This is a genomic window from Xanthomonas sp. NCPPB 1826 (assembly GCF_056725285.1).
Window position 1 is genome coordinate 4296101 of record NZ_CM161521.1, and the last position, 18060, is coordinate 4314160.

Consider the following 18060-nt stretch of genomic DNA (forward strand, 5'->3'; position numbering starts at 1 on the left):
GGCCATCGGCCGTGAAAGAGGCAGTAAACAGCCTCTTTCACCTGTGCTTGTCAGCCGGAACAGCGGCGCGACATCGGCGCCGCCTGCCCTCTCACTCCACCGATTCGCGCGCGGCACGCACCGCGGTGACCAGTTGGGCGACGCTGTAGGGTTTGGCCAGATGCTCCTGGAAACCGGAGTCCAGCGCGCGCTTGCGATCGTCGTCGCGTGCCAGGGCGGTCACTGCCACGGCCGGCAGTGCCGCCGCGTCCAGCCCCATGTTCTCGCGCACGGTGCGGATCAGCCCGTAGCCATCCATGCCCGGCATGCCGATGTCGGTCAGCATCAGATCGAAGCGTGCGTGGCCGCGATGATCGATCAATGCCAGCGCATCGGTGGCGCTGCCGGCGGTGACCACTTCGGCGCCCTGCTCTTCCAGCAGGCGGCGCAGGTAATCGAGCATGTCCGGCTGGTCTTCCACCGCCAGCAGGCGCAAGCCATTGAGCGCGCGCGCTTCGATGATCTGTTCGGACATCAAGCGCCGGCGCAGCTCACGCCGCGGACGCCTGGCCTGATCTGGAATATGCTCCGGCAGGCGCACGGTGAAGGTGGCGCCCTTGCCGCGACCGCCGCTGGTGGCGCTGACCTGGCCGCCATGCATTTCCACCAGCTGCTGCACGATCGCCAGGCCCAGGCCCAGGCCGCCATGCTGGCGCGTGGTGGTGCCGTCGGCCTGGCGGAAGCGGCCGAACAGATGCGGAAGGAACTCCGCTGCGATGCCGTCGCCCGAATCGCGTATCGCGACCAGCAGGTGGCTGTCGTCGCGTTCGATGGTGACGTCGATGCGGCCATGTGCCGGGGTGAACTTGATCGCGTTGGACAGCAGATTCCATAGCACCTGCTGCAGCCGCGTGGCATCGCCCAGCACCAGACACGGCGCGGACGGGGCATGCACTTCCAGCACCTGGTCCTTGCCCTCGGCAGCCAGCTCCTGGGTGTTCAGGGCCTCGCGCACCTGTTCGACCAGATCCAGCGACTCGACCTCCAACTGCACCTTGCCCAGCAACATGCTGCTGAGGTCGAGCATGTCCGAAATCAGGCGTTTCTGCGCACGGGCGCTGCTGGCGATCACCGACAGACCCTTGTAGTTGGGATGGCCTTCTTCGACCCGCTGCAGCAGCAGCTCGCTCCAGCCCAGAATGGTGGTCAGCGGCGTGCGCAATTCGTGCGACAAGGTGGCCAGGAACTCGTCCTTCAGCCGCGCCATGCTCTCGGCTTCGTTGCGTGCGCTGCGCTCGGATTCGAGCAGTTGCTCGCGCGCCAGTTCGATCTCGCGTTGTTCGGTCACGTCCGGGCTGCTGCCGGCCAGGCCGATGAAACGCCCGTCAGCCGAGTAGCGCGGCGTGGCGGTCATTTCGATCCAGCGCCACTGCCCGTCGTGGCGACGCGCGCGCACCAGGGCGTGCAGGCCGCGCTGTTCTTCCAGTGCGGTGGCCAGTTCGAACTGGAAGATCGACAGGTCGTCCGGATGCAGCAACTCGCTCCAGGCCGACACCGTGCCGCTGGAAATGTCGATGCCGAAAAATTCGCCATAGGCGCTGTTGACGAAGCGCACCACGCCTTGCGCGTCCAGTACCCAGACCGGCATTGGCAGGCCATCGGCCAGGGCGCTGAAACGCGCCTCGCTCTCGGCCAGCTCGCGCTCCACCCGCTTGCGCTCGGTGATGTCCATGAACAACACCGCCACCCGCGCCTGCTCCGGCTGCCCGACCCGGAATGCGTCCACCGAATACCAGCGGCGCAATGCCTTGGCCTGCATTTCGAAGTGGATGCGGTTGCCGGTGCGGGCGACATGGCCGTAGCGGTCGAACCATTCCTGTTCGTGATCGACCAGCATGCCCCGAATGGACACGTTCAACACATTGGATAGACCGGTGTAGCGCTCGAATGCGCCATTGGTCATCCGGATCACGTAATCGACGGCCTTGTCGCCATCGAACACCATATCGATGACGCAAAACCCCGCGTCCAGGTTATGGAAGATCTCGTGGTACATCCCCGGGTCGAGGAAGGGCTCGGCGAGGGCTGCCGGGTGGCTAGTAGCCAGATCGGGGCTGGTGGTCGAGGTGCTCAAATCGGGATCCAGGGGTGATGCCAGGGCGGATGACGAGCAGATGAAACCACGCCCGGTGTCGTCAGCGGGTGCACAGCCGGCCGGCCCGGTTCACGCGCGTGCCGCCGGCTCCCCGGGGATCACCACAGCAGCGCCGCGCACAGCGCGATGCATGCCGCCAGCACCACGATCCCGGCGATCACGCCGCGAAACACCCACTCGCCTTCGCGGCGCAACTGCTCGTCCATCCAGCGCTGCGCTTCTTCGCGCCAGGCGGTGGAACGCGCGTACTCGGCGTCCAGCAACAGCAGCCGCACCCGCGACAGGCCTAGCTTGGCGCATTCGCTGCGGCAGCGCTCGCTGAAACCATCCTCGCCGGTGGCGACCTGTGCGCCCAGCGGCAACTGCAATTCGAGTTCATGCCTGGACATAACGGGGACGCTCCTGATCAAGCTCGTGTTCCAGCGCCATCCGCGCCAGTTGGGTGTAGTTGGCGCGTGGACCCTGGCCGCGGCCGGTGAGCATCCCCTGGTAATCCAGGTCCTGCCAGACCCGCCCGGTCCACTCGACGCAATCCTCGGCAATCACCAGCATCAGCGAGTAGCGGTACTCCAGCCCGTTGGCGGCGGTGTAGGCGTAGACCGGCGGAAACTGCACCGCCACATCGCCCTGGCGCGCCAGCGCGGCCAGGTGCTCGCGCAAGGCATCACGCGGCGAGGCTCCCGGCTCCAGACGCAGCGTGCGCGTGGCCAGATCCAGGTCCACATCGCTTTGCAGGGCGACGAAGGCGGCGGCCCCGGTGGCGGGGTTATGGCCGTGCTGTTTCGCCCAGTCGATGAACTGCAGGCGCACGTCCGACGGCATGTGTGCCGGCGCCGAAGAGGCTGGCTTTGTGCGGAAAGAGTGGGTGTCCATGCTGGCGATCTTCCGGGCTGCGCCGTGAAGCGCAGGCGCAGGCGCGGTGAACCCGCCGTCATGGCGCCAGCGTTGCGGATTAACCGCGTGGCAATGGCCTGCCAGCCCTTGCGCGGCAAGCGTTGCCGGCAGGCAGACGCGCCCCCACACTGCAACGACGCCCGGTACGTCCACGTACCTTCCGCTTGGAGACTTTCCATGAAACGTTCCAGCCTTTGCGGCGCCAGCCTGTTGCTGGCAGGACTGCTCGCGGCAACCGGCGCGCAGGCACGTATACGCAACGTCACCGACCCGCAGGCGCCGCGCGCGCTGACCAGCGATGGCAAGGTCGATGTGCGCTGGACCGACCCGGCGCAGTTTTCCGAAGTGCGCTTCAGCGGCAACCGCTGGGAAGCGCAGCGTGGCGACTGGGTGACCCAGCTGGCGACCTATTTCCAGCAGAGCGCCGCGCGCAAGCTGCCCGACGGCCAGCGCCTGAGCGTGACCATCACCGACATCCGCCGCGCCGGCCAGTACGAGCCCTGGCACGGGCCGCGCATGCAGGACGTGCGCATCGTCAAGGACATCTACCCGCCGCGCCTGAGCTTCAACTACACGCTGACCGGCGCCGATGGCCAGGTGATCGACCAGGGCGAACGCAAGCTGGTGGATTCGGCGTTTCTGATGAGCGGCCCGCGCCTGACCGACAGCGATCCGCTGCGCTTCGAAAAGGCGATGGTCGACGACTGGGTGCGCAAGCAGTTCCGCGGCGACCGGAGTACTGCGGGGTTGTGAGCTGCTGCTTCAAGCCCCTCTCCCGCCGGGGCGCCACGGCATAGCTTGCGCGCCACTGGCGCGCGTGCCTTGGTGCGCCGGCGCCGCTGGCGCAGGCCGGGGCGTGGAGCGGGGGTTGGGGTGAAGGTACGGGCGAAGCCCACCTGTTGTTCCAGGTGCATGTGGCTTGGTACGTCCCCTCATCCGCCCCTTCGGAGCACCTTCTCCCGATGGGAGAAGGGACATCTCACCGCGTGACTCCCTCGCCCACTGCCGCCTCACCCACATACGTCCGCGGCACGCGCTTGAGTCCACACATCAGTTGATACGCGCTGACATTGCACTGCATCGCCAACGGGGAAACCCGCGGCGCATCGCCCCACAGCTGCACCGACGCACCGATGTCGGCCTGCGGGTGCTCGGTGAGATCCACGGTCAGCATGTCCATCGACACGCGCCCGATCAGCGGGCAGACCTGGCCATCCACCAGCAGCGGGGTGCCGTTGGGAGCGAACTGCGGATAGCCGTCGGCATAGCCGGCCGCCACCACGCCGACGCGGGTGGGACGCTCGGCGACGAAGCGGGCGCCGTACCCCACCGGCTCGCCGGCCGGCAGCTCGCGCACGGAGATGATGCGCGAGCGCAGCGTCATCACCGGGCGTAGTTGCGCGGTGGTGTCGGTGTCCTGCGGGAACGGGTTTGCGCCGTACAGCATCAGCCCCGGACGCGACCAATCGTTGCGCAGCGCCGGCCAGCCGAGCAGGCCGGGCGAATTGCGCAGGCTGGTTTCGGCCTGCATGCCGCCTGCGGTGAGCGCGAACGCCACCGCCTGTTCGTCGGTGCGGCTGCACTCCAGCTCGTCGGCGCGCGCCAGGTGGGTCATCAGCACCAGCGAGGCGATCTGCGGCAGCCCGCGCAGACGCAACCACGCCGCACGAAAGTCTTCCGGTGACAGGCCCAGCCGATGCATGCCGCTGTCCAGCTTCAGCCATACCCGCAATGGACGCGGGCTCTGGAACTCGGCCAGTGCGCGCACCTGCTGCGGCGTGGCCACCACCGTCCACAGATCATGCTCGGCAATCAGGCGCAGTTCGTCGTGTTCGAAGAACCCTTCCAGCAGCAGGATCGGTGCGCGGATGCCGGCCTGACGCAGCTCCAGCGCTTCTTCGATGCAGGCCACCGCAAAGCCGTCGGCCTCGCTGTCCAGCGCCTGCGCGCAGCGCACCGCGCCGTGGCCGTAGGCATCGGCCTTGACCACCGCCAGGGCCTTGCTGCCGCCCAGGCGCTTGGCCAGGCGGTAGTTGTGACGCAATGCGTCCAGGTCGATCAACGCTTGCGCAGGACGCACTACGCGGCCTCCTGCTGCGCGCGGGCGCTGCGTGGCGACAGGTAACGGAAGATGTCCAGGCCTTCGCTATCGATGTCGGGCGTGCGGCCCTGCATCAGGTCGGCCAGATAGCGGCCCGAGCCGCAGGCCATGGTCCAGCCCAGGGTGCCGTGGCCGGTATTGAGGAACAGGTTGGCATACGGCGTGGCGCCGACCACCGGCGTACCGTCCGGCGTGGCTGGGCGCAGGCCGGTCCAGAACTCGGCCTGGGCCAGATCGCCGGCACCGGGGAACAGGTCGTTGACCACCATCTCCAGCGTGGCGCGGCGGCGCGGGTTCAACGACAGGTCGAAGCCGGCCACCTCGGCCATGCCGCCGACGCGGATACGGTCGTCGAAGCGGGTCAGCGCGATCTTGTAGCTCTCGTCCAGCACCGTGGAGGTCGGCGCGCGCGCGGCATCCACGATCGGGATGGTCAGCGAATAGCCCTTGAGCGGATACACCGGCAGGTGCAGGCCGAGCGAGAGCAGCAGGTCGGCCGAATAACTGCCCAGCGCCAGCACGTAGCGGTCGGCGGTCTCGATGCGGCCATCGATCTGCACGCCGGTGACGCGCCCGCCTGCGTGCTGCAGATGCTCGATCTGCTGCCCGTAGCGGAACTCCACCCCCGCCTGCGCGGCCAGTTCGGCCAGGCGCTGGGTAAACAGCCGGCAGTCGCCGGTCTGGTCCTCGGGCAGGCGCAGGGCGCCGGCCATCTGCGCGCCACCGCCGGCCAGGCCCGGTTCGAACTGTGCGATCTGCGCCGGGGTCAGCAGCTCGTAGGGCACGCCGTACTGGGCCAGCACCTCGATGTCCTGCGCGGCGGCATCCAGTTGCTGCTGGGTGCGAAACAGCTGAGTGGTACCGAGCTGGCGGCCTTCGAACTCGATGCCGGTGCTGGCACGCAATGCGTTCAGGCAATCGCGGCTGTAGTCGGACATGCGCACCATGCGCGCCTTGTTCACCGCGTAGCGCTCGGCGGTGCAGTTGCGCAGCATCTGGCTGAGCCAGGCCAGCTGACGCAGGTCGCGGGTGGGCCGGATCGACAGCGGTGCATGCTGCTCGAACAGCCACTTCACCGCCTTGCCGGGCACACCGGGCGCGGCCCACGGCGAGGTGTAGCCGAACGACAGCTGGCCGGCATTGGCGTAGCTGGTTTCCAGCGCCGCCGCCGATTGGCGGTCGACCACGGTGACCTCGCAACCGGCTTGCGCCAGATACCAGGCCGTGGTGGTGCCGATGACGCCACTACCGAGAATGAGCACCCGCATGTCGTTCTCCTGGAAAGGGTATTCCCCCACAACCAGGCGCCGAGGGGGACAGTTAGACGCAGTATATTGCGAGCCAGGCAGTGCCATTTCTGGAATCAGCCCGCCTTGGCAGTGAATCCTCCTGTCAAACCCTGTGGAAGCAGACCCGATGACGACCCGCACCCGCGAGCTGGACAAGATCGACCGCAAGATCCTGCGCATCCTGCAGCAGGAGGGGCGGATTTCCTTTACCGAACTGGGCGAGCGGGTGGGCCTGTCGACCACGCCCTGCACCGAGCGCGTGCGCCGGCTGGAGCGCGATGGCGCCATCACCGGCTACTACGCGCGGCTGGACCCGCACTATCTCAAGGCCAGCCTGCTGGTGTTCGTGGAGATCAGCCTGGCCTACAAGTCCGGCGACATTTTCGAGGAGTTCCGGCGCGCCGCGCTCAAGCTGCCCAACGTGCTGGAATGCCATCTGGTCTCGGGCGATTTCGACTACCTGCTCAAGGCGCGCATCAGCGAGATGGCCTCCTACCGCAAGCTGCTCGGCAGCACCTTGCTGACCATGCCGCATGTGCGCGAGTCCAAGAGCTACATCGTAATGGAAGAGGTCAAGGAGACCTTGGCGTTGCCGATCGAAGGCTGAGATTCGAGATTCGGGAGTGAGGATTCGTAATGGCGCGGGTCAGCGCACCACGCGCATGCCGTCGCCGGCCGGGACCGCGTCGTAATAGCGCCCGGTCTTGGTATCCAGCACCCGGTTGGCGCCGGCCGGCTGCATGCCGTGCAGCAAGCGGCCATTGCGGTCATAGACCATCGGCGCGCTGGCCGGCGCAACCTGGCTGCCGGCCGGCGCCACCGGCGTTTGGGCCGGGCCACGGGTCGGGATGGTGGGCGCGGACGGGCGCTGGCCGAGCTGCGATGGCACCGGAGCCGTGGCCGGCGCGGGCTGCACTGCGCGCGGCGCGGTCAGCGTGGGCTGGGCGGGCGTCGGGCTGGTGATCGGCTGCAGTGTATTGGACGAGCGTGTGCTGGTGGCCGATTGCGCCGCCGCGGCGCCGGCGGCAGCTAGCAGGCCGCACAGCAGCAGGCCGCGCATTGAAGAAGGGATCGCCATGACGGACACCGTGCTTGATCGAGGAGTACTCACTGGATGGGGGCGCCGGCGTGCTGCGGCAATACGCGGGATCGGCTGCGGGATGAACGCGTTCGCCAGATGATCACGGCGCGAAAAATACCTCCTTCTTCCATCGGGACGATGTGGCGCGCAGTGCCGGATGGGGGTGCGTGAAGCCTGGCAATCACTACTGCTTAATGGCTTCGCCGCAGTAACCTCACCCCAACCCCCGCTCCGCGCCCCGGCCTGCGCAAGCGGCGCAGGCGCACCAAGGCACGCGCGCCAGTGGCGCGCAAGCTGTGCCGTGGCGCGCCGACGGGAGAGGGGCTTGGTCCCCGCACGCTTGAACCACGCCGACAGCGCCCACATCACGGAGGCAGGCGCGGCACCCTGCCAGCGCGCGCATGCGAGAACCCCATGAGCCAGTTCGACCTGACCCCTCCCTCCCCCGCCCAACGCGACGCCCTGATCGCCGGGCTCAGCGACGAGGAACAGCGCGTGCTGCTGCACCATGGCACCGAAGCGCCGTTCTGCGGGGTGTTCCTGGACAACAAGCTCGACGGCGTCTACACCTGCCGCCTGTGCGGGTTGCCGCTGTTCCGCTCCAGCGCCAAGTTCGAATCCGGCACCGGCTGGCCGAGCTTCTTCGCCCCGTACGACACCGCCCATGTGCGCGAAATCCGCGACACCAGCTACGGCATGATCCGCACCGAGATCGTCTGCGCGCGCTGCGACAGCCACCTGGGCCACGTGTTCCCCGACGGCCCGCCGCCGACCGGCGAACGCCACTGCCTGAACTCGGTCTCGCTGGGCTTTACCGAAAACGGCCAGGCCCTGCCCAACCCCTTGCAGCGCGCAGGCGCCGAAGCGCAACCGGCCTGAGCCGACACATGCATCCGGCCCGGAGGGATTCCGTGCCGGATGCATGCCTGCAACACCTGCGCCCACTGGCAGGCGCTGCCGCATCGCCGACGCGATGCAGCGACCCCGACAAGGCGTCGAACCACCGCTGTAGCCAGGCGCGATTGACCTGAGCAAGGCGATGTCACGACGAGCGTTGCAGGGGTTGCTTGCAGTGGGCATCCGCGCCGCAAAGCCCTTCAATCAAAAGCTGGAACGGCCTGAGCGCACCTGGCGCAACTAACGACAGCGCCGCAACCTGCCGCGTGAAGATGCGATCGACCAAGCGATCGTTCAGTTACACCGCACACCTTCACGCCGTGCGCTTCAAGAATCCGCCGCGCAAGCCGAAACAACAGCAACCCTGTTTGCTTTTGGCTGCGCCATGCTCATCATCATCGGCTTCATCGTCGTCATCGTCAGTGTCCTCGGCGGCTATGTGCTGTCGCATGGCAAGCTGGGCGCGCTCTGGCAGCCGTACGAGCTGATGATCATCGGTGGCGCGGCGTTCGGTGCGTTTCTGGTCAGCACGCCCGGCAAGATCGTCAAGGAGACCTTCAGCAGCATCCTGGGCGTGTTCAAGGGCCCGCAGTACAAGTCCGACGACTACAAGGACACGCTGAGCCTGATCTACGAGTTGCTCAACAAGGCGCGCCGCGACGGCTTCATGGCGCTGGAAGACCACGTCGAAAAACCGCAGGACAGCACCATCTTCGGCAACTACCCCAAGGTGGTCGCCGACCATCACCTGCTGGACTTCATCACCGACTGCCTGCGCCTGATGATCGGCAGCAACATCGAGCCGCACGAGCTGGAGCCGTTGCTCGAGCTGGAGCTGGAAAAACATCACCACGAAGCACTGGCGCCCTCGCATGCGTTGAGCAAGGTGTCCGACGGCCTGCCCGGCTTCGGCATCGTGGCGGCCGTGCTCGGCATCGTGATCACCATGGGTTCGATCGGCGGGCCGATCGAGGAGATCGGCCACCACGTCGGCGCGGCCCTGGTCGGCACCTTCCTGGGCATCTTGCTGGCCTATGGCTTCGTCGCACCGCTGGCCGCAGCGATGGAAGCGCGCGCCGAGCAGGACGGGCGCATGTACGAGGCGGTCAAGACCGCGCTGCTGGCCTGCCTGCGTGGCTACAACCCGAAGATTGCGCTGGAATTCGCGCGCAAGACGCTGCCCTCCAACGTGCGTCCGAGCTTTGCGGATTTCGAAACGCACCTGAAGACGATCAAGTAGGACCGCGGTCATGGCCGAGGGCAAATCCACCGTCGTCATCCGACGGGTCAAGAAGGTGCAGGGCGGCGGCCATCATGGCGGCGCCTGGAAGGTGGCGTTTGCCGACTTCGTGACCGCGATGATGGCGTTCTTCCTGGTGCTGTGGCTGATGGCCGCCACCACCAAGGAGCAGCGCGCGGCGATCTCGGAATACTTCCGCAATCCCAGCCCGTTGTCGGGCAAGTCGCCGGCCCCCTCGCCGGGCATGAACGGCCCCGGCGGCGCCAGCACCTCGATGATCAAGCTCGGCGGCACCGCCGACATGGCCAAGGGGCAGAAGGACGAAATGGGCCGCAAGCGCGACAACGCCGCCGACACCAACGAAGACAGCCGCGCCAGGGACAAGAAGCGCCTGGAAGCGCTGATGCAGGACCTGAAAGAGGCCATCGACAAGAGCCAGGCGCTGGAGCCGTTCAAGGACCAGTTGCTGCTCGACCTCACCCCGGACGGCCTGCGCATCCAGATCGTGGACAAGCAGAACCGGCCGATGTTCGACATGGGCCGCGACCAGCTCAAGCCGTACACCGTGGCGATCCTGCGCGAGCTGTCCAGCTTCATCAACCAGGTGCCCAACCACATCAGCATCACCGGCCACACCGACACCACCGCCTACAGCAGCGATACCGGTTACACCAACTGGGAACTCAGCGCCGACCGCGCCAATGCCGCGCGCCGTGCGTTGGTGGGCGGCGGCATGGACGATGCCAAGGTCACCCGCGTGGTGGGGCTGTCCTCGTCGGTGCTGTTCGACAAGACCGACCCGCAAAACCCGATCAACCGCCGCATCAGCATCGTGGTGATGACCCAGGATGCCGAACAAGCCGCGCTGGCCGGCGCCGGCCAGGGCATTGCGCTGGGCAAGCCGACCCACGATGCCGACACCCATGTGCCGGATCTGAGTGCCGCAGCGACCGCCACCACCGCGGTGGGGACCCCTGCCGCGCTGCCAGCGGCAGGACCCACCGCAGCTGCGCCGACGGGCGGACCTGCGGCTGCGGCCAGCGCCACACCGCCTGCTGCAGCACCCCCGGTCACCAGCGCCGCGCCGGCGGCACCGCGCGTCTCCACGCGCAGCCAGGTGGCTTCGGCCACCGCACTGGCCAAGGCTGCCGAAGCCGCCGTGGCCGCACCGCGCACTGCCGTCAGCGAAGTACCCGCGCGGCGCTGAGGGCGGCGGAGGGAACTTGGCCTGAAGTTGTCTGGCGGTTCTTGGCGTTCTTGGCGTTCTTGGCGGTTGCGGACAGCTGCGGACAGCTGCGGACAGCTGCGGACGGTTGCGGGCTGCGGTTGCGGTTGCGGTTGCGGGCAGACGGCAGACGGCAGACGGCAGACGGCAGACATTATCGTGCATATCGAATCCGATGTGCATCCCGAACTTGATGTGCATCCCGGATCTGGTCGCTCTGCGGGCTACTTGTCGTCCTGTTTGTCGGACTGCATGCCGATCCTGACCGGCAATCGCGCGTTGGCGCTCCGAAAGACCCGCGGTGCCAGCCGCTGCAGCCTGTCCGACATATCGGCGCCAGCGGCCTTCGGAACGCCGGAAGCGCCGACAGGAGCATCGCCCGGCGCGGCCGGCGTTCATCGGCCTGGCGGCGGCACCCGAGCCGGGTCACGCGCAAGCGCCTAGAATGGTCGGCCATTCCCAGCGTCGAGAACACCGTGTCCCGCAATTCCAAGGCCAAGCGCGACAAGCGCAAGAAGTCCCAACCCAAGCGCCCGATCGTCCGTCTGGGCCAGGCGCCGCAGATCGCCAACCATGCCGTGCTGCAGGATGCCGACGGCCGCGTGGTCGCTGCGATCGGCTTGCAGAACGGCAGCGAATGGCTGCTGTCGATCGGCGGCCAGACCATGGGCAGCGCCGACAACCCGGTGCCGATGCTGGCCATGCTCAAGCACCTGGCCAATCTGCAGGAGAAGGAAGGCAAGACTATCTCGCTGGAATACTCCACCCAGCTGCAGCAGATGATCGACGACCTGGCCGCCGAAGACGGCAAGACCGCCGAGGAATACCTGACCACGCTGGTGTCCGAGTTCGAGAACAGCGACGCTGAAGGCGACGACGGCGAAGCCGAAGACGCAGACGCCGAGGCAAGCGATGCCCAGGCAGATGCCGACGCGGACACCGATGCCGATGCTGATGCCACCGCCGAAGATGCCGCTGCCGACACCGCAGGCGACGCGTCGCAGGACGACGCCGACGACGCAACTGACGGCGGCAAGAAGAAGAAGGGCAAGAAGGCCTAAGGGCCTGCCGGTGGCCGTCTACGTCGACGATGCGGTGCATCCGTGGCGCGAGCAGCGCTGGGCGCACCTGCTCGGCGATACGCTGGACGAGCTGCATGCGATGGCGGCGCGGCTGGGCATTCCCCGCCGCGCCTTCCAGAACAAACTCAGCGGCGCGCACTACGATGTGTCCGCAACGCTACGCGCCGAAGCGATCGCGCTCGGTGCCATTGCGATCTCCCGTCACACCGACCGCGCCTTGCTCAAGGCCTTGATCGCCAACGCGCGTGCACAGGCGCGCGGCGAGGCGCCTTGAGGCGGGGATTGGGGAGTCGGGATTGGGGAGTCGTAACGGCGATGGCCGCGGGCTGATCGGCGGCGCGCCGTTGTAGGAGCGCGCCTGAGCGCGAGGAGCTGTCCCGGTAACGCCCGATCGCGCGCAGGCACGCTCCTACGTGGCAATCGCTGGGCCGTGCATGCGTATCGGCCTGGAGGCCTGCAACGTCCAGCACCCGCGATGACGGCACGCATCTGCATGAGGGCAGCACGCCTTTGTAGGAGCGCGCTAGCGCGCGAGCGGCTGTCCCGGTAACACCCGTCGCGCGCAGGCACGCTCCTACGCGGCAATCGCTGGGCCGTGCATGCGTATCGGCCTGGAGGCCTGCGACGTCCAGCACCCGTGATGACGGCACGCATCTGCAGAGGGCAGCACGCCCTTGTAGGAGCGCGCTAGCGCGCGAGCGGCTGTCCCGGTAACGCCCGTCGCGCGCAGGCACGCTCCTACGTGGCAATCGCCGGGCCGTGGACAATGCCTGCGCGCAGACCCTAGCGGCTACCACGCGCTTGGCGTGCTGCCGCAGCAGCACGCACCACCGCGGCTCGGCACAACCACACCCACAGATCGCTTCTACGATTCCCGATTCCCCAATCCCAACTCCCCAATCCCGGCCCCTCAGAACGCCTCATTCCCCAGCCGCACTTCCACCCCCAGCAGCGAGGTCAGCGCCAGCATGGCGTCGTCGTCGCGACTGAGCGCGATCCAGCCGGCATAGGCGTCGCCGCCGGTGTTCCAGTTCCACAGCGAGTAGCCGTGCTCGCGCAGACGATCGAAGGCCACCGCCATCAGGTCGGGCACACTCAGATCGCTGGAAAACTCCTCGTCATCCAGGTCGCCGCCCCAGTCGATGCGCAGGTTCCAGCGCGCGCTGAGTTCGTCGATGGCGGCAATGAACGCGTCGGTGTCTTTCCAGTCCACGAAAAAGCCCGAGCGCCAGTCGATCGCATCCTTCAAGGCCCACAACCAGGCATCGTCGCCCTCGTCGTCGTCCAGGTCGGCCTGCGCCTCGCGCCATGTATCGAACTGGCCCAATGCGGTGTCTTCGTCGCCGGGATTGATCAACACCAGCAGATTCCACACCCGCGCCGGGTGGTCGTCGACATCGTCTTCGTCGCCTTCGGGCTGCAGGCCTTCGTCGTCTTCGTAATCGGCGCTGTTATCGGGCATGGCGGTCTGGTTCCAGGGATGCAGGCGTGAAGTGTGAGGCCTGGCGAGGCGCAAGCAAACCGCCCGGCGCGTGCGCAGGCAGCGCCGGGGCTGATCTTCGCGGCGCGGGCCCGTATCCTGTGCGGCCGAAGACGGCCATCCCGGCCGCCATGACGCCTTTCCCATGAGCGATACCCCTCCCGATCATCTGGCCATCGATGCACGCAGCCCGTTCCACAATGCCGATGCGCTCAGCCGCGGCGTCGGCGTGCGCTTCAACGGTGTCGAACGCGACAACGTGGAGGAATATTCGGTCAGCGAAGGCTGGATCAAGGTGCAGGTCGGCAAGGCCCGCGACCGTCGCGGCAACCCGATGACGATGAAGATCAAGGGCGAGGTGGTAGCCTACTTCCTGGACACCAAGGGCGACGCCAAGCCTGCTGCCGAATAAGAGCGGCTGACACCACCACGTCACACCAAGCTACTGCAGGCCGGCTGCCCTGCGCCCTGGCCGCCCACCTTCGCGGGGCACGCTGCAACAAGTACGTCTTGCATAAGCGCTGACGCCGCATCAATGCCGCGTCAGGTCCGGCGACGGTGCGTGGGCAAAGACCAGCCAGGAATATCGGTGTGCATGGTTTTCAACACCGACCAACTCTCTGGCGTGGCGCCCTCGCCGATTGCGAGACCGTGTGGCGGCATGGATGCCGCTACCGAACCCCCAGAGCCGGTTTCACGGCGCGTCACGCGAGCCGCGAGGGCGCAGCGCATTCGCGCCAGTCAGCGTTGACCCGGACTGCCGACGGCATCCACCAGGATGCGGCCGACCGAACCACTGCATTCACCACTCACGCCTTGAGCCGGTAACCGCTGCGGAAGATCGCCGCCACCACGCCCAGGCACACCAGCAGGAACAGGAAGGTCATGCCGGTGCTCACCGCGATGTGCACGTCGGCCTTGCCGTAGAAACTCCAGCGGAACCCGCTGATCAGGTACACCACCGGGTTGAACAGGGTGACCTTCTGCCATAGCGGCGGCAGCATGTTGATCGAGTAGAAACTGCCGCCCAGGAAGGTCAGCGGCGTCACCACCATCAGCGGGATCACCTGCAGTTTTTCGAAGCCGTCGGCCCAGATGCCGATGATGAAACCGAACAGGCTGAAGGTCAGCGCGGTGAGCACCAGAAAGCCCAGCATCCACAGCGGATGCGCGATCTCATAAGGCACGAACAGCCGCGCGGTGAGCAGGATCAGCAACCCCAGCAACACCGACTTGGTCGCCGCCGCACCCACGTAGCCGATCACGATCTCCCACCAGGCTACCGGTGCCGACAGCACCTCGTAGATGGTGCCGGCCCAGCGCGGCATGTAGATGCCGAACGAGGCGTTGGAAATGCTCTCGTTGAGCAGGGACAGCATCACCAGCCCGGGAATGATGAAGGCGCCGTAGCTGATGCCGTCGATGTCGCCCATGCGCGAGCCGATCGCCGCGCCGAACACCACGAAATACAGTGAGGTCGACAACACCGGCGAGGCGATCGACTGGGTCAGCGTGCGGAAGGCGCGCGCCATTTCGAAGCGGTAGATCGCCGCGATCGCATGCCGGTTCATGCGCGCACCTCCACGTTGCGGGCGCCATGCACCAGGTTGACGAATATCTCCTCCAGCGAACTCTCGCTGGAATGCAGGTCCTTGAAGTCGATGCCCTGCTCGTTGAGCCGGCGCAGCAACGCGCCGATGCCGGTCTGCTCGGCCTGGGTGTCGAAGGTGTAGATCAGGCTGTTGCCGTCGGCCGACAGTTCCAGCGGCAGATCGCCCAGCGCGGCCGGGATGGCCTGCAGCGGCGCCTGCAGGCTCAGCGTGAGCTGCTTCTTGCCGAGCTTGCGCATCAGCGTGTGCTTGTCTTCCACCAGCACCAGCTCGCCGCGATTGATCACCCCGACCCGGTCGGCCATGTCTTCGGCTTCCTCGATGTAATGGGTGGTCAGGATCACCGTGGTGCCCTGCTCGCGCAGCCTGCGCACCATCTGCCACATGTCGTGACGCAGCTCCACGTCCACGCCTGCGGTGGGTTCGTCCAGAAACAGGATGCGCGGCTCGTGCGCCAGCGCCTTGGCGATCAGCACGCGCCGCTTCATGCCGCCGGACAGCGTGGAAATCTTGTTGTGGCGCTTGTCCCACAGCGAGAGCTCGCGCAGCACCGTTTCCAGATACGCCGCATTGGCCGGCTTGCCGAACAGCCCGCGACTGAAGCGCACGGTGGCCCACACGGTTTCGAACGCGTCGGTGGCCAGCTCCTGTGGCACCAGGCCGATGCTGGCACGCGCGGCGCGGTAGTCGCGCACGATGTCGTGACCATCGGCCAGCACGGTGCCGGTGCTGGGGTTGATCAGCCCGCAAATGATGCTGATCAGCGTGGTCTTGCCGGCGCCGTTGGGACCGAGCAGCGCGAAGATCTCGCCGCGCCGGATTTGAAGGTCCACCTGCTTGAGCGCCTGAAAACCGCCAGCGTAGGTCTTGCTCAATCCCTGGATGGAAACGATTGGAGTCATGTCTTCTGCACTGGAGCGATCAGCCGCACAGGGTAGGCCGTGCGCCATGAAGATGGGAGAAGTGCGAATGGAATGGTGTCTTCCGGCGCGCGCCGGGAAGCCTCAGCGAACTGGACCGCACACGCCTGCTGCGTCCGGTAGTCGACGCATCTCCATGTAGGAGCGCGCTTGCGCGCGATGGGGCTTGCCCGCCAACGTCCCATCGCGCCCAGGTGCGCTCCTACCCGAACACGGCAACCGCTGTGGCTCCTGCGATTCCCCACTCCCGATTCCCGCGCGCTCACGCGCGCTTGCGCGACTCGATCAGGTCCAGATTGCGCACCAGCCGGCGCGACAGGTCGTCGGAAATCTCGCGGCGCCTGGCCAGCTTGAACAGCTCGTTGCGCTCGGCCACCAGCGCGGCATGGCGGAACTGGCGCAGCGCCTGTTCGTAGGCACCGGCCTCTTCCGGATCGGTCTCGGCCATGTCCACTGCACCCAGCTTGCGCTGATAACGCTGGCTGACCTGGTTGGCGGCGGCGTTGTAGCGCTCGGCATGCTTGCTGCCGTCCACCAGCCGCTGACGCAGTTTTTCCACCGCTTCCAGCGCCGCCTGCGAGGCCGCCTTCACCGCCAGGTCTTCCTTGAGCTGCTCGTCTTCCTCTTCGGGCAATTCTAGCCCGCGCAGCAGCCGCGGCAAGGCCACACTGGCCACCAGCAGCGACACCAGGATCACAGAGGCGGCCAGGAAGATCGCCAGCTGGCGGGCCGGAAACGGCGAGCCGTCTTCCAGCATCAACGGCAGCGTGAGCACGCCGGCCAGGGTGATCGCACCGCGCACGCCGGCCAGCGAGACCGCCACCACGATGCGCCATGGCGGGCTGACATGCTGCTCGCCGCGCCACTGCGCCTTGAAGATGTTCCAGCGTAGCGACAGGAACACCCACACGAAGCGCAACGCCATCAGGCTGGCACTGATGGTGGCCACGTACACCGCCAGCCACCACGGATTGAGGTGCCCAGCCTCCTGCACGCTGCGCACCGCCCCGTCCAGGATGCCCGGCAACTGTTCGCCCAGCAGCACGAAGATGATGCCGTTGAAGGTGAACTGCACCGTGTCCCACACCGCCGAGCGCTGCAGCCGCATATTGCCCGGCGCGTTGCCGGCCATTTCCACGTAGCTCATGGTGACGCCGGCGGCCACTGCGGCCAGGATGCCGGAGGCATGGAAGGCCTCGGCCAGCAGATAGGCCGCGAATGGGGTCAGCAGATTGACCAGGATCGCCGAACCCGGCTCCTCGCCGAAGTGGCGCCAGATCCAGGCCTGGATGCGGCTCAGGCCAAACGTGGTCGCCACGCCCAGCGCCAAGCCGGCCAATGCCACCCACAGGAAGGTCAGCGAGGCGGTGGCGAGCGAGAAGCTGCCGGTCAGCACCGCGGCCACCGCGAACTGGAAGCACACCAGCCCGGAGGCATCGTTGAGCAGGGACTCGCCTTCCAGGATGTGCATCAGCCGCTTGGGGATCGACACCTTGGAGGCGATCGAGGACACCGCCACCGGATCGGTCGGCGAGATGATCGCCGCCAGCGCGAAAGCCACCGCCAGCGGCATCGCCGGAATCAGCCAATGGATCAGCAGGCCCGCACCGATCACGGTGAACACCACCAGACCCAGCGCCAGCTCGAGGATGGCCGCCTTGTCGCGGAACAGGCCTTGTTTGGGAATGCGCCAGCCATCCAGGAACAGCAGCGGCGGCAGGAACAACAGGAAGAACAGCTCCGGTTCCAGCTCGTGCCCGGCATCGAACACACCCGAAACCACCGCGCCAAGCGCAATCTGGACCAACGGCAGGGGCAACGAGAACGGCAGGATGCGGATCAGATAACCGCTGGCCGCGACCGCCAGCAACATGGCGAGGACGACATCGATCGAATGCATGGAAAACCCGGAAGAAGAAACGGTGCGCGCGTGCGGCATCGCATAGTGCAACGCACCATCACGCGCCTACGGAAACATACCGGTTTGCATCCGGCGATGAAACCTTTGCGCCACCTCGCCCGGCTTGCCGTTCGTTGCGGCAGATCTGCCATCGGGGCCCGTCGATGTCACACCGTTGCCGACTCGCGTCGACCCGGCGCCGTTGGA

At 66.8% G+C, this 18060-nt stretch carries 18 protein-coding genes; 8 read left to right on the forward strand and 10 right to left on the reverse strand.

Annotated features, from left to right (window positions below; genetic code table 11):
• Positions 1-91: 91 nt before the first annotated feature.
• The 3 genes from AC1PLA_RS17970 to AC1PLA_RS17980 all read right to left on the reverse strand — a co-directional run bounded on the left by AC1PLA_RS17970 (position 92) and on the right by AC1PLA_RS17980 (position 2956).
• A complete protein-coding gene (locus tag AC1PLA_RS17970) occupies positions 92-2125 on the reverse strand; it encodes a hybrid sensor histidine kinase/response regulator (protein WP_104599947.1) in 2034 nt (677 codons plus the stop codon).
• A gap of 107 nt (positions 2126-2232) precedes the next feature.
• Positions 2233-2523 carry a hypothetical protein gene (locus AC1PLA_RS17975; protein WP_016903448.1) on the reverse strand — a complete coding sequence of 97 codons (291 nt, stop codon included), beginning with the start codon at positions 2521-2523 and terminating at the stop codon, positions 2233-2235.
• Positions 2510-2956 (reverse strand): hypothetical protein, encoded by a 447-nt coding sequence (locus tag AC1PLA_RS17980; protein ID WP_024940280.1) that lies wholly within the window; start codon positions 2954-2956, stop codon positions 2510-2512. Before AC1PLA_RS17980 ends, AC1PLA_RS17975 begins: the two co-directional genes overlap by 14 nt.
• Before the next feature lie 249 nt (positions 2957-3205).
• Here AC1PLA_RS17980 and AC1PLA_RS17985 point away from each other — a divergent pair, with 249 nt between their 5' ends.
• Positions 3206-3781 (forward strand): DUF3016 domain-containing protein, encoded by a 576-nt coding sequence (locus AC1PLA_RS17985; protein ID WP_104599945.1) that lies wholly within the window; start codon positions 3206-3208, stop codon positions 3779-3781.
• A 226-nt stretch (positions 3782-4007) separates the two neighbouring features.
• Here the strand turns inward: AC1PLA_RS17985 and alr are convergent, their stop codons facing one another.
• Positions 4008-5108 carry an alanine racemase gene (gene alr / locus AC1PLA_RS17990; protein WP_104599944.1) on the reverse strand — a complete coding sequence of 367 codons (1101 nt, stop codon included), beginning with the start codon at positions 5106-5108 and terminating at the stop codon, positions 4008-4010.
• Positions 5108-6397 carry a D-amino acid dehydrogenase gene (locus AC1PLA_RS17995; protein WP_104599943.1) on the reverse strand — a complete coding sequence of 430 codons (1290 nt, stop codon included), beginning with the start codon at positions 6395-6397 and terminating at the stop codon, positions 5108-5110. The genes alr and AC1PLA_RS17995 overlap by 1 nt, the downstream gene beginning before the upstream one ends.
• A 148-nt stretch (positions 6398-6545) precedes the next feature.
• Between AC1PLA_RS17995 and AC1PLA_RS18000 the strand changes: the two genes are divergently transcribed.
• Positions 6546-7025, forward strand: a complete 480-nt coding sequence (locus AC1PLA_RS18000) for an Lrp/AsnC ligand binding domain-containing protein (RefSeq protein ID WP_024940284.1) — start codon at positions 6546-6548, stop codon at positions 7023-7025.
• A 39-nt stretch (positions 7026-7064) separates the two neighbouring features.
• On the opposite strand, the gene AC1PLA_RS18005 is transcribed toward AC1PLA_RS18000, so the two are convergent.
• Entirely contained in the window at positions 7065-7496 is a 432-nt protein-coding gene (locus tag AC1PLA_RS18005) for a hypothetical protein (protein ID WP_104624001.1), read from the reverse strand.
• 417 nt (positions 7497-7913) lie between these two features.
• On the opposite strand from AC1PLA_RS18005, the gene msrB reads away from it, so the two are divergent.
• From msrB to AC1PLA_RS18030, 5 genes are all read left to right on the forward strand, one after another.
• Positions 7914-8378, forward strand: a complete 465-nt coding sequence (gene msrB, locus AC1PLA_RS18010) for a peptide-methionine (R)-S-oxide reductase MsrB (RefSeq protein WP_039525207.1) — start codon at positions 7914-7916, stop codon at positions 8376-8378.
• 403 nt (positions 8379-8781) lie between these two features.
• Complete coding sequence (motA, locus tag AC1PLA_RS18015) at positions 8782-9636, forward strand: flagellar motor stator protein MotA (protein ID WP_024940287.1); 855 nt, start codon at positions 8782-8784, stop codon at positions 9634-9636.
• Between the two features lie 10 nt (positions 9637-9646).
• Complete coding sequence (gene motB, locus AC1PLA_RS18020) at positions 9647-10843, forward strand: flagellar motor protein MotB (protein WP_024940288.1); 1197 nt, start codon at positions 9647-9649, stop codon at positions 10841-10843.
• Between the two features lie 494 nt (positions 10844-11337).
• Positions 11338-11922: a hypothetical protein gene (locus tag AC1PLA_RS18025; protein WP_024940289.1), complete on the forward strand. Its 585-nt coding sequence runs from the start codon at positions 11338-11340 to the stop codon at positions 11920-11922.
• A 10-nt stretch (positions 11923-11932) separates the two neighbouring features.
• Positions 11933-12217 carry a DUF4031 domain-containing protein gene (locus AC1PLA_RS18030; protein ID WP_024940290.1) on the forward strand — a complete coding sequence of 95 codons (285 nt, stop codon included), beginning with the start codon at positions 11933-11935 and terminating at the stop codon, positions 12215-12217.
• Positions 12218-12853: 636 nt separating this feature from the next.
• Here the strand turns inward: AC1PLA_RS18030 and AC1PLA_RS18035 are convergent.
• Positions 12854-13405 carry a DUF6630 family protein gene (locus AC1PLA_RS18035; RefSeq protein WP_024940705.1) on the reverse strand — a complete coding sequence of 184 codons (552 nt, stop codon included), beginning with the start codon at positions 13403-13405 and terminating at the stop codon, positions 12854-12856.
• Between the two features lie 163 nt (positions 13406-13568).
• Between AC1PLA_RS18035 and AC1PLA_RS18040 the strand changes: the two genes are divergently transcribed.
• Positions 13569-13835: a DUF3297 family protein gene (locus AC1PLA_RS18040; protein ID WP_024940706.1), complete on the forward strand. Its 267-nt coding sequence runs from the start codon at positions 13569-13571 to the stop codon at positions 13833-13835.
• A gap of 397 nt (positions 13836-14232) precedes the next feature.
• On the opposite strand, the gene AC1PLA_RS18045 is transcribed toward AC1PLA_RS18040, so the two are convergent.
• The 3 genes from AC1PLA_RS18045 to AC1PLA_RS18055 form a co-directional block, all read right to left on the reverse strand.
• Positions 14233-14994, reverse strand: coding sequence for an ABC transporter permease (locus tag AC1PLA_RS18045; protein WP_016900895.1), 762 nt, complete (start codon positions 14992-14994; stop codon positions 14233-14235).
• Positions 14991-15935 carry an ABC transporter ATP-binding protein gene (locus AC1PLA_RS18050; protein WP_039518748.1) on the reverse strand — a complete coding sequence of 315 codons (945 nt, stop codon included), beginning with the start codon at positions 15933-15935 and terminating at the stop codon, positions 14991-14993. The genes AC1PLA_RS18045 and AC1PLA_RS18050 overlap by 4 nt, the downstream gene beginning before the upstream one ends.
• A gap of 280 nt (positions 15936-16215) precedes the next feature.
• A complete protein-coding gene (locus AC1PLA_RS18055) occupies positions 16216-17853 on the reverse strand; it encodes a Na+/H+ antiporter (protein WP_016900897.1) in 1638 nt (545 codons plus the stop codon).
• Positions 17854-18060: the final 207 nt, after the last annotated feature.

Bases quoted from the DNA above. Each gene is read 5' to 3' on its own strand.
- AC1PLA_RS17975 (WP_016903448.1), bottom strand. From the start codon at position 2,523: ATGTCCAGGCATGAACTCGAATTGCAGTTGCCGCTGGGCGCACAGGTC.
- AC1PLA_RS18040 (WP_024940706.1), top strand. From the start codon at position 13,569: ATGAGCGATACCCCTCCCGATCATCTGGCCATCGATGCACGCAGCCCG.
- AC1PLA_RS18000 (WP_024940284.1), top strand. From the start codon at position 6,546: ATGACGACCCGCACCCGCGAGCTGGACAAGATCGACCGCAAGATCCTG.
- motB (WP_024940288.1), top strand. From the start codon at position 9,647: ATGGCCGAGGGCAAATCCACCGTCGTCATCCGACGGGTCAAGAAGGTG.
- AC1PLA_RS18035 (WP_024940705.1), bottom strand. From the start codon at position 13,405: ATGCCCGATAACAGCGCCGATTACGAAGACGACGAAGGCCTGCAGCCC.
- AC1PLA_RS17980 (WP_024940280.1), bottom strand. From the start codon at position 2,956: ATGCCGTCGGACGTGCGCCTGCAGTTCATCGACTGGGCGAAACAGCAC.
- AC1PLA_RS17995 (WP_104599943.1), bottom strand. From the start codon at position 6,397: ATGCGGGTGCTCATTCTCGGTAGTGGCGTCATCGGCACCACCACGGCC.
- AC1PLA_RS18050 (WP_039518748.1), bottom strand. From the start codon at position 15,935: ATGACTCCAATCGTTTCCATCCAGGGATTGAGCAAGACCTACGCTGGC.
- AC1PLA_RS18055 (WP_016900897.1), bottom strand. From the start codon at position 17,853: ATGCATTCGATCGATGTCGTCCTCGCCATGTTGCTGGCGGTCGCGGCC.
- motA (WP_024940287.1), top strand. From the start codon at position 8,782: ATGCTCATCATCATCGGCTTCATCGTCGTCATCGTCAGTGTCCTCGGC.
- AC1PLA_RS18005 (WP_104624001.1), bottom strand. From the start codon at position 7,496: ATGGCGATCCCTTCTTCAATGCGCGGCCTGCTGCTGTGCGGCCTGCTA.
- AC1PLA_RS17985 (WP_104599945.1), top strand. From the start codon at position 3,206: ATGAAACGTTCCAGCCTTTGCGGCGCCAGCCTGTTGCTGGCAGGACTG.
- msrB (WP_039525207.1), top strand. From the start codon at position 7,914: ATGAGCCAGTTCGACCTGACCCCTCCCTCCCCCGCCCAACGCGACGCC.
- AC1PLA_RS18045 (WP_016900895.1), bottom strand. From the start codon at position 14,994: ATGAACCGGCATGCGATCGCGGCGATCTACCGCTTCGAAATGGCGCGC.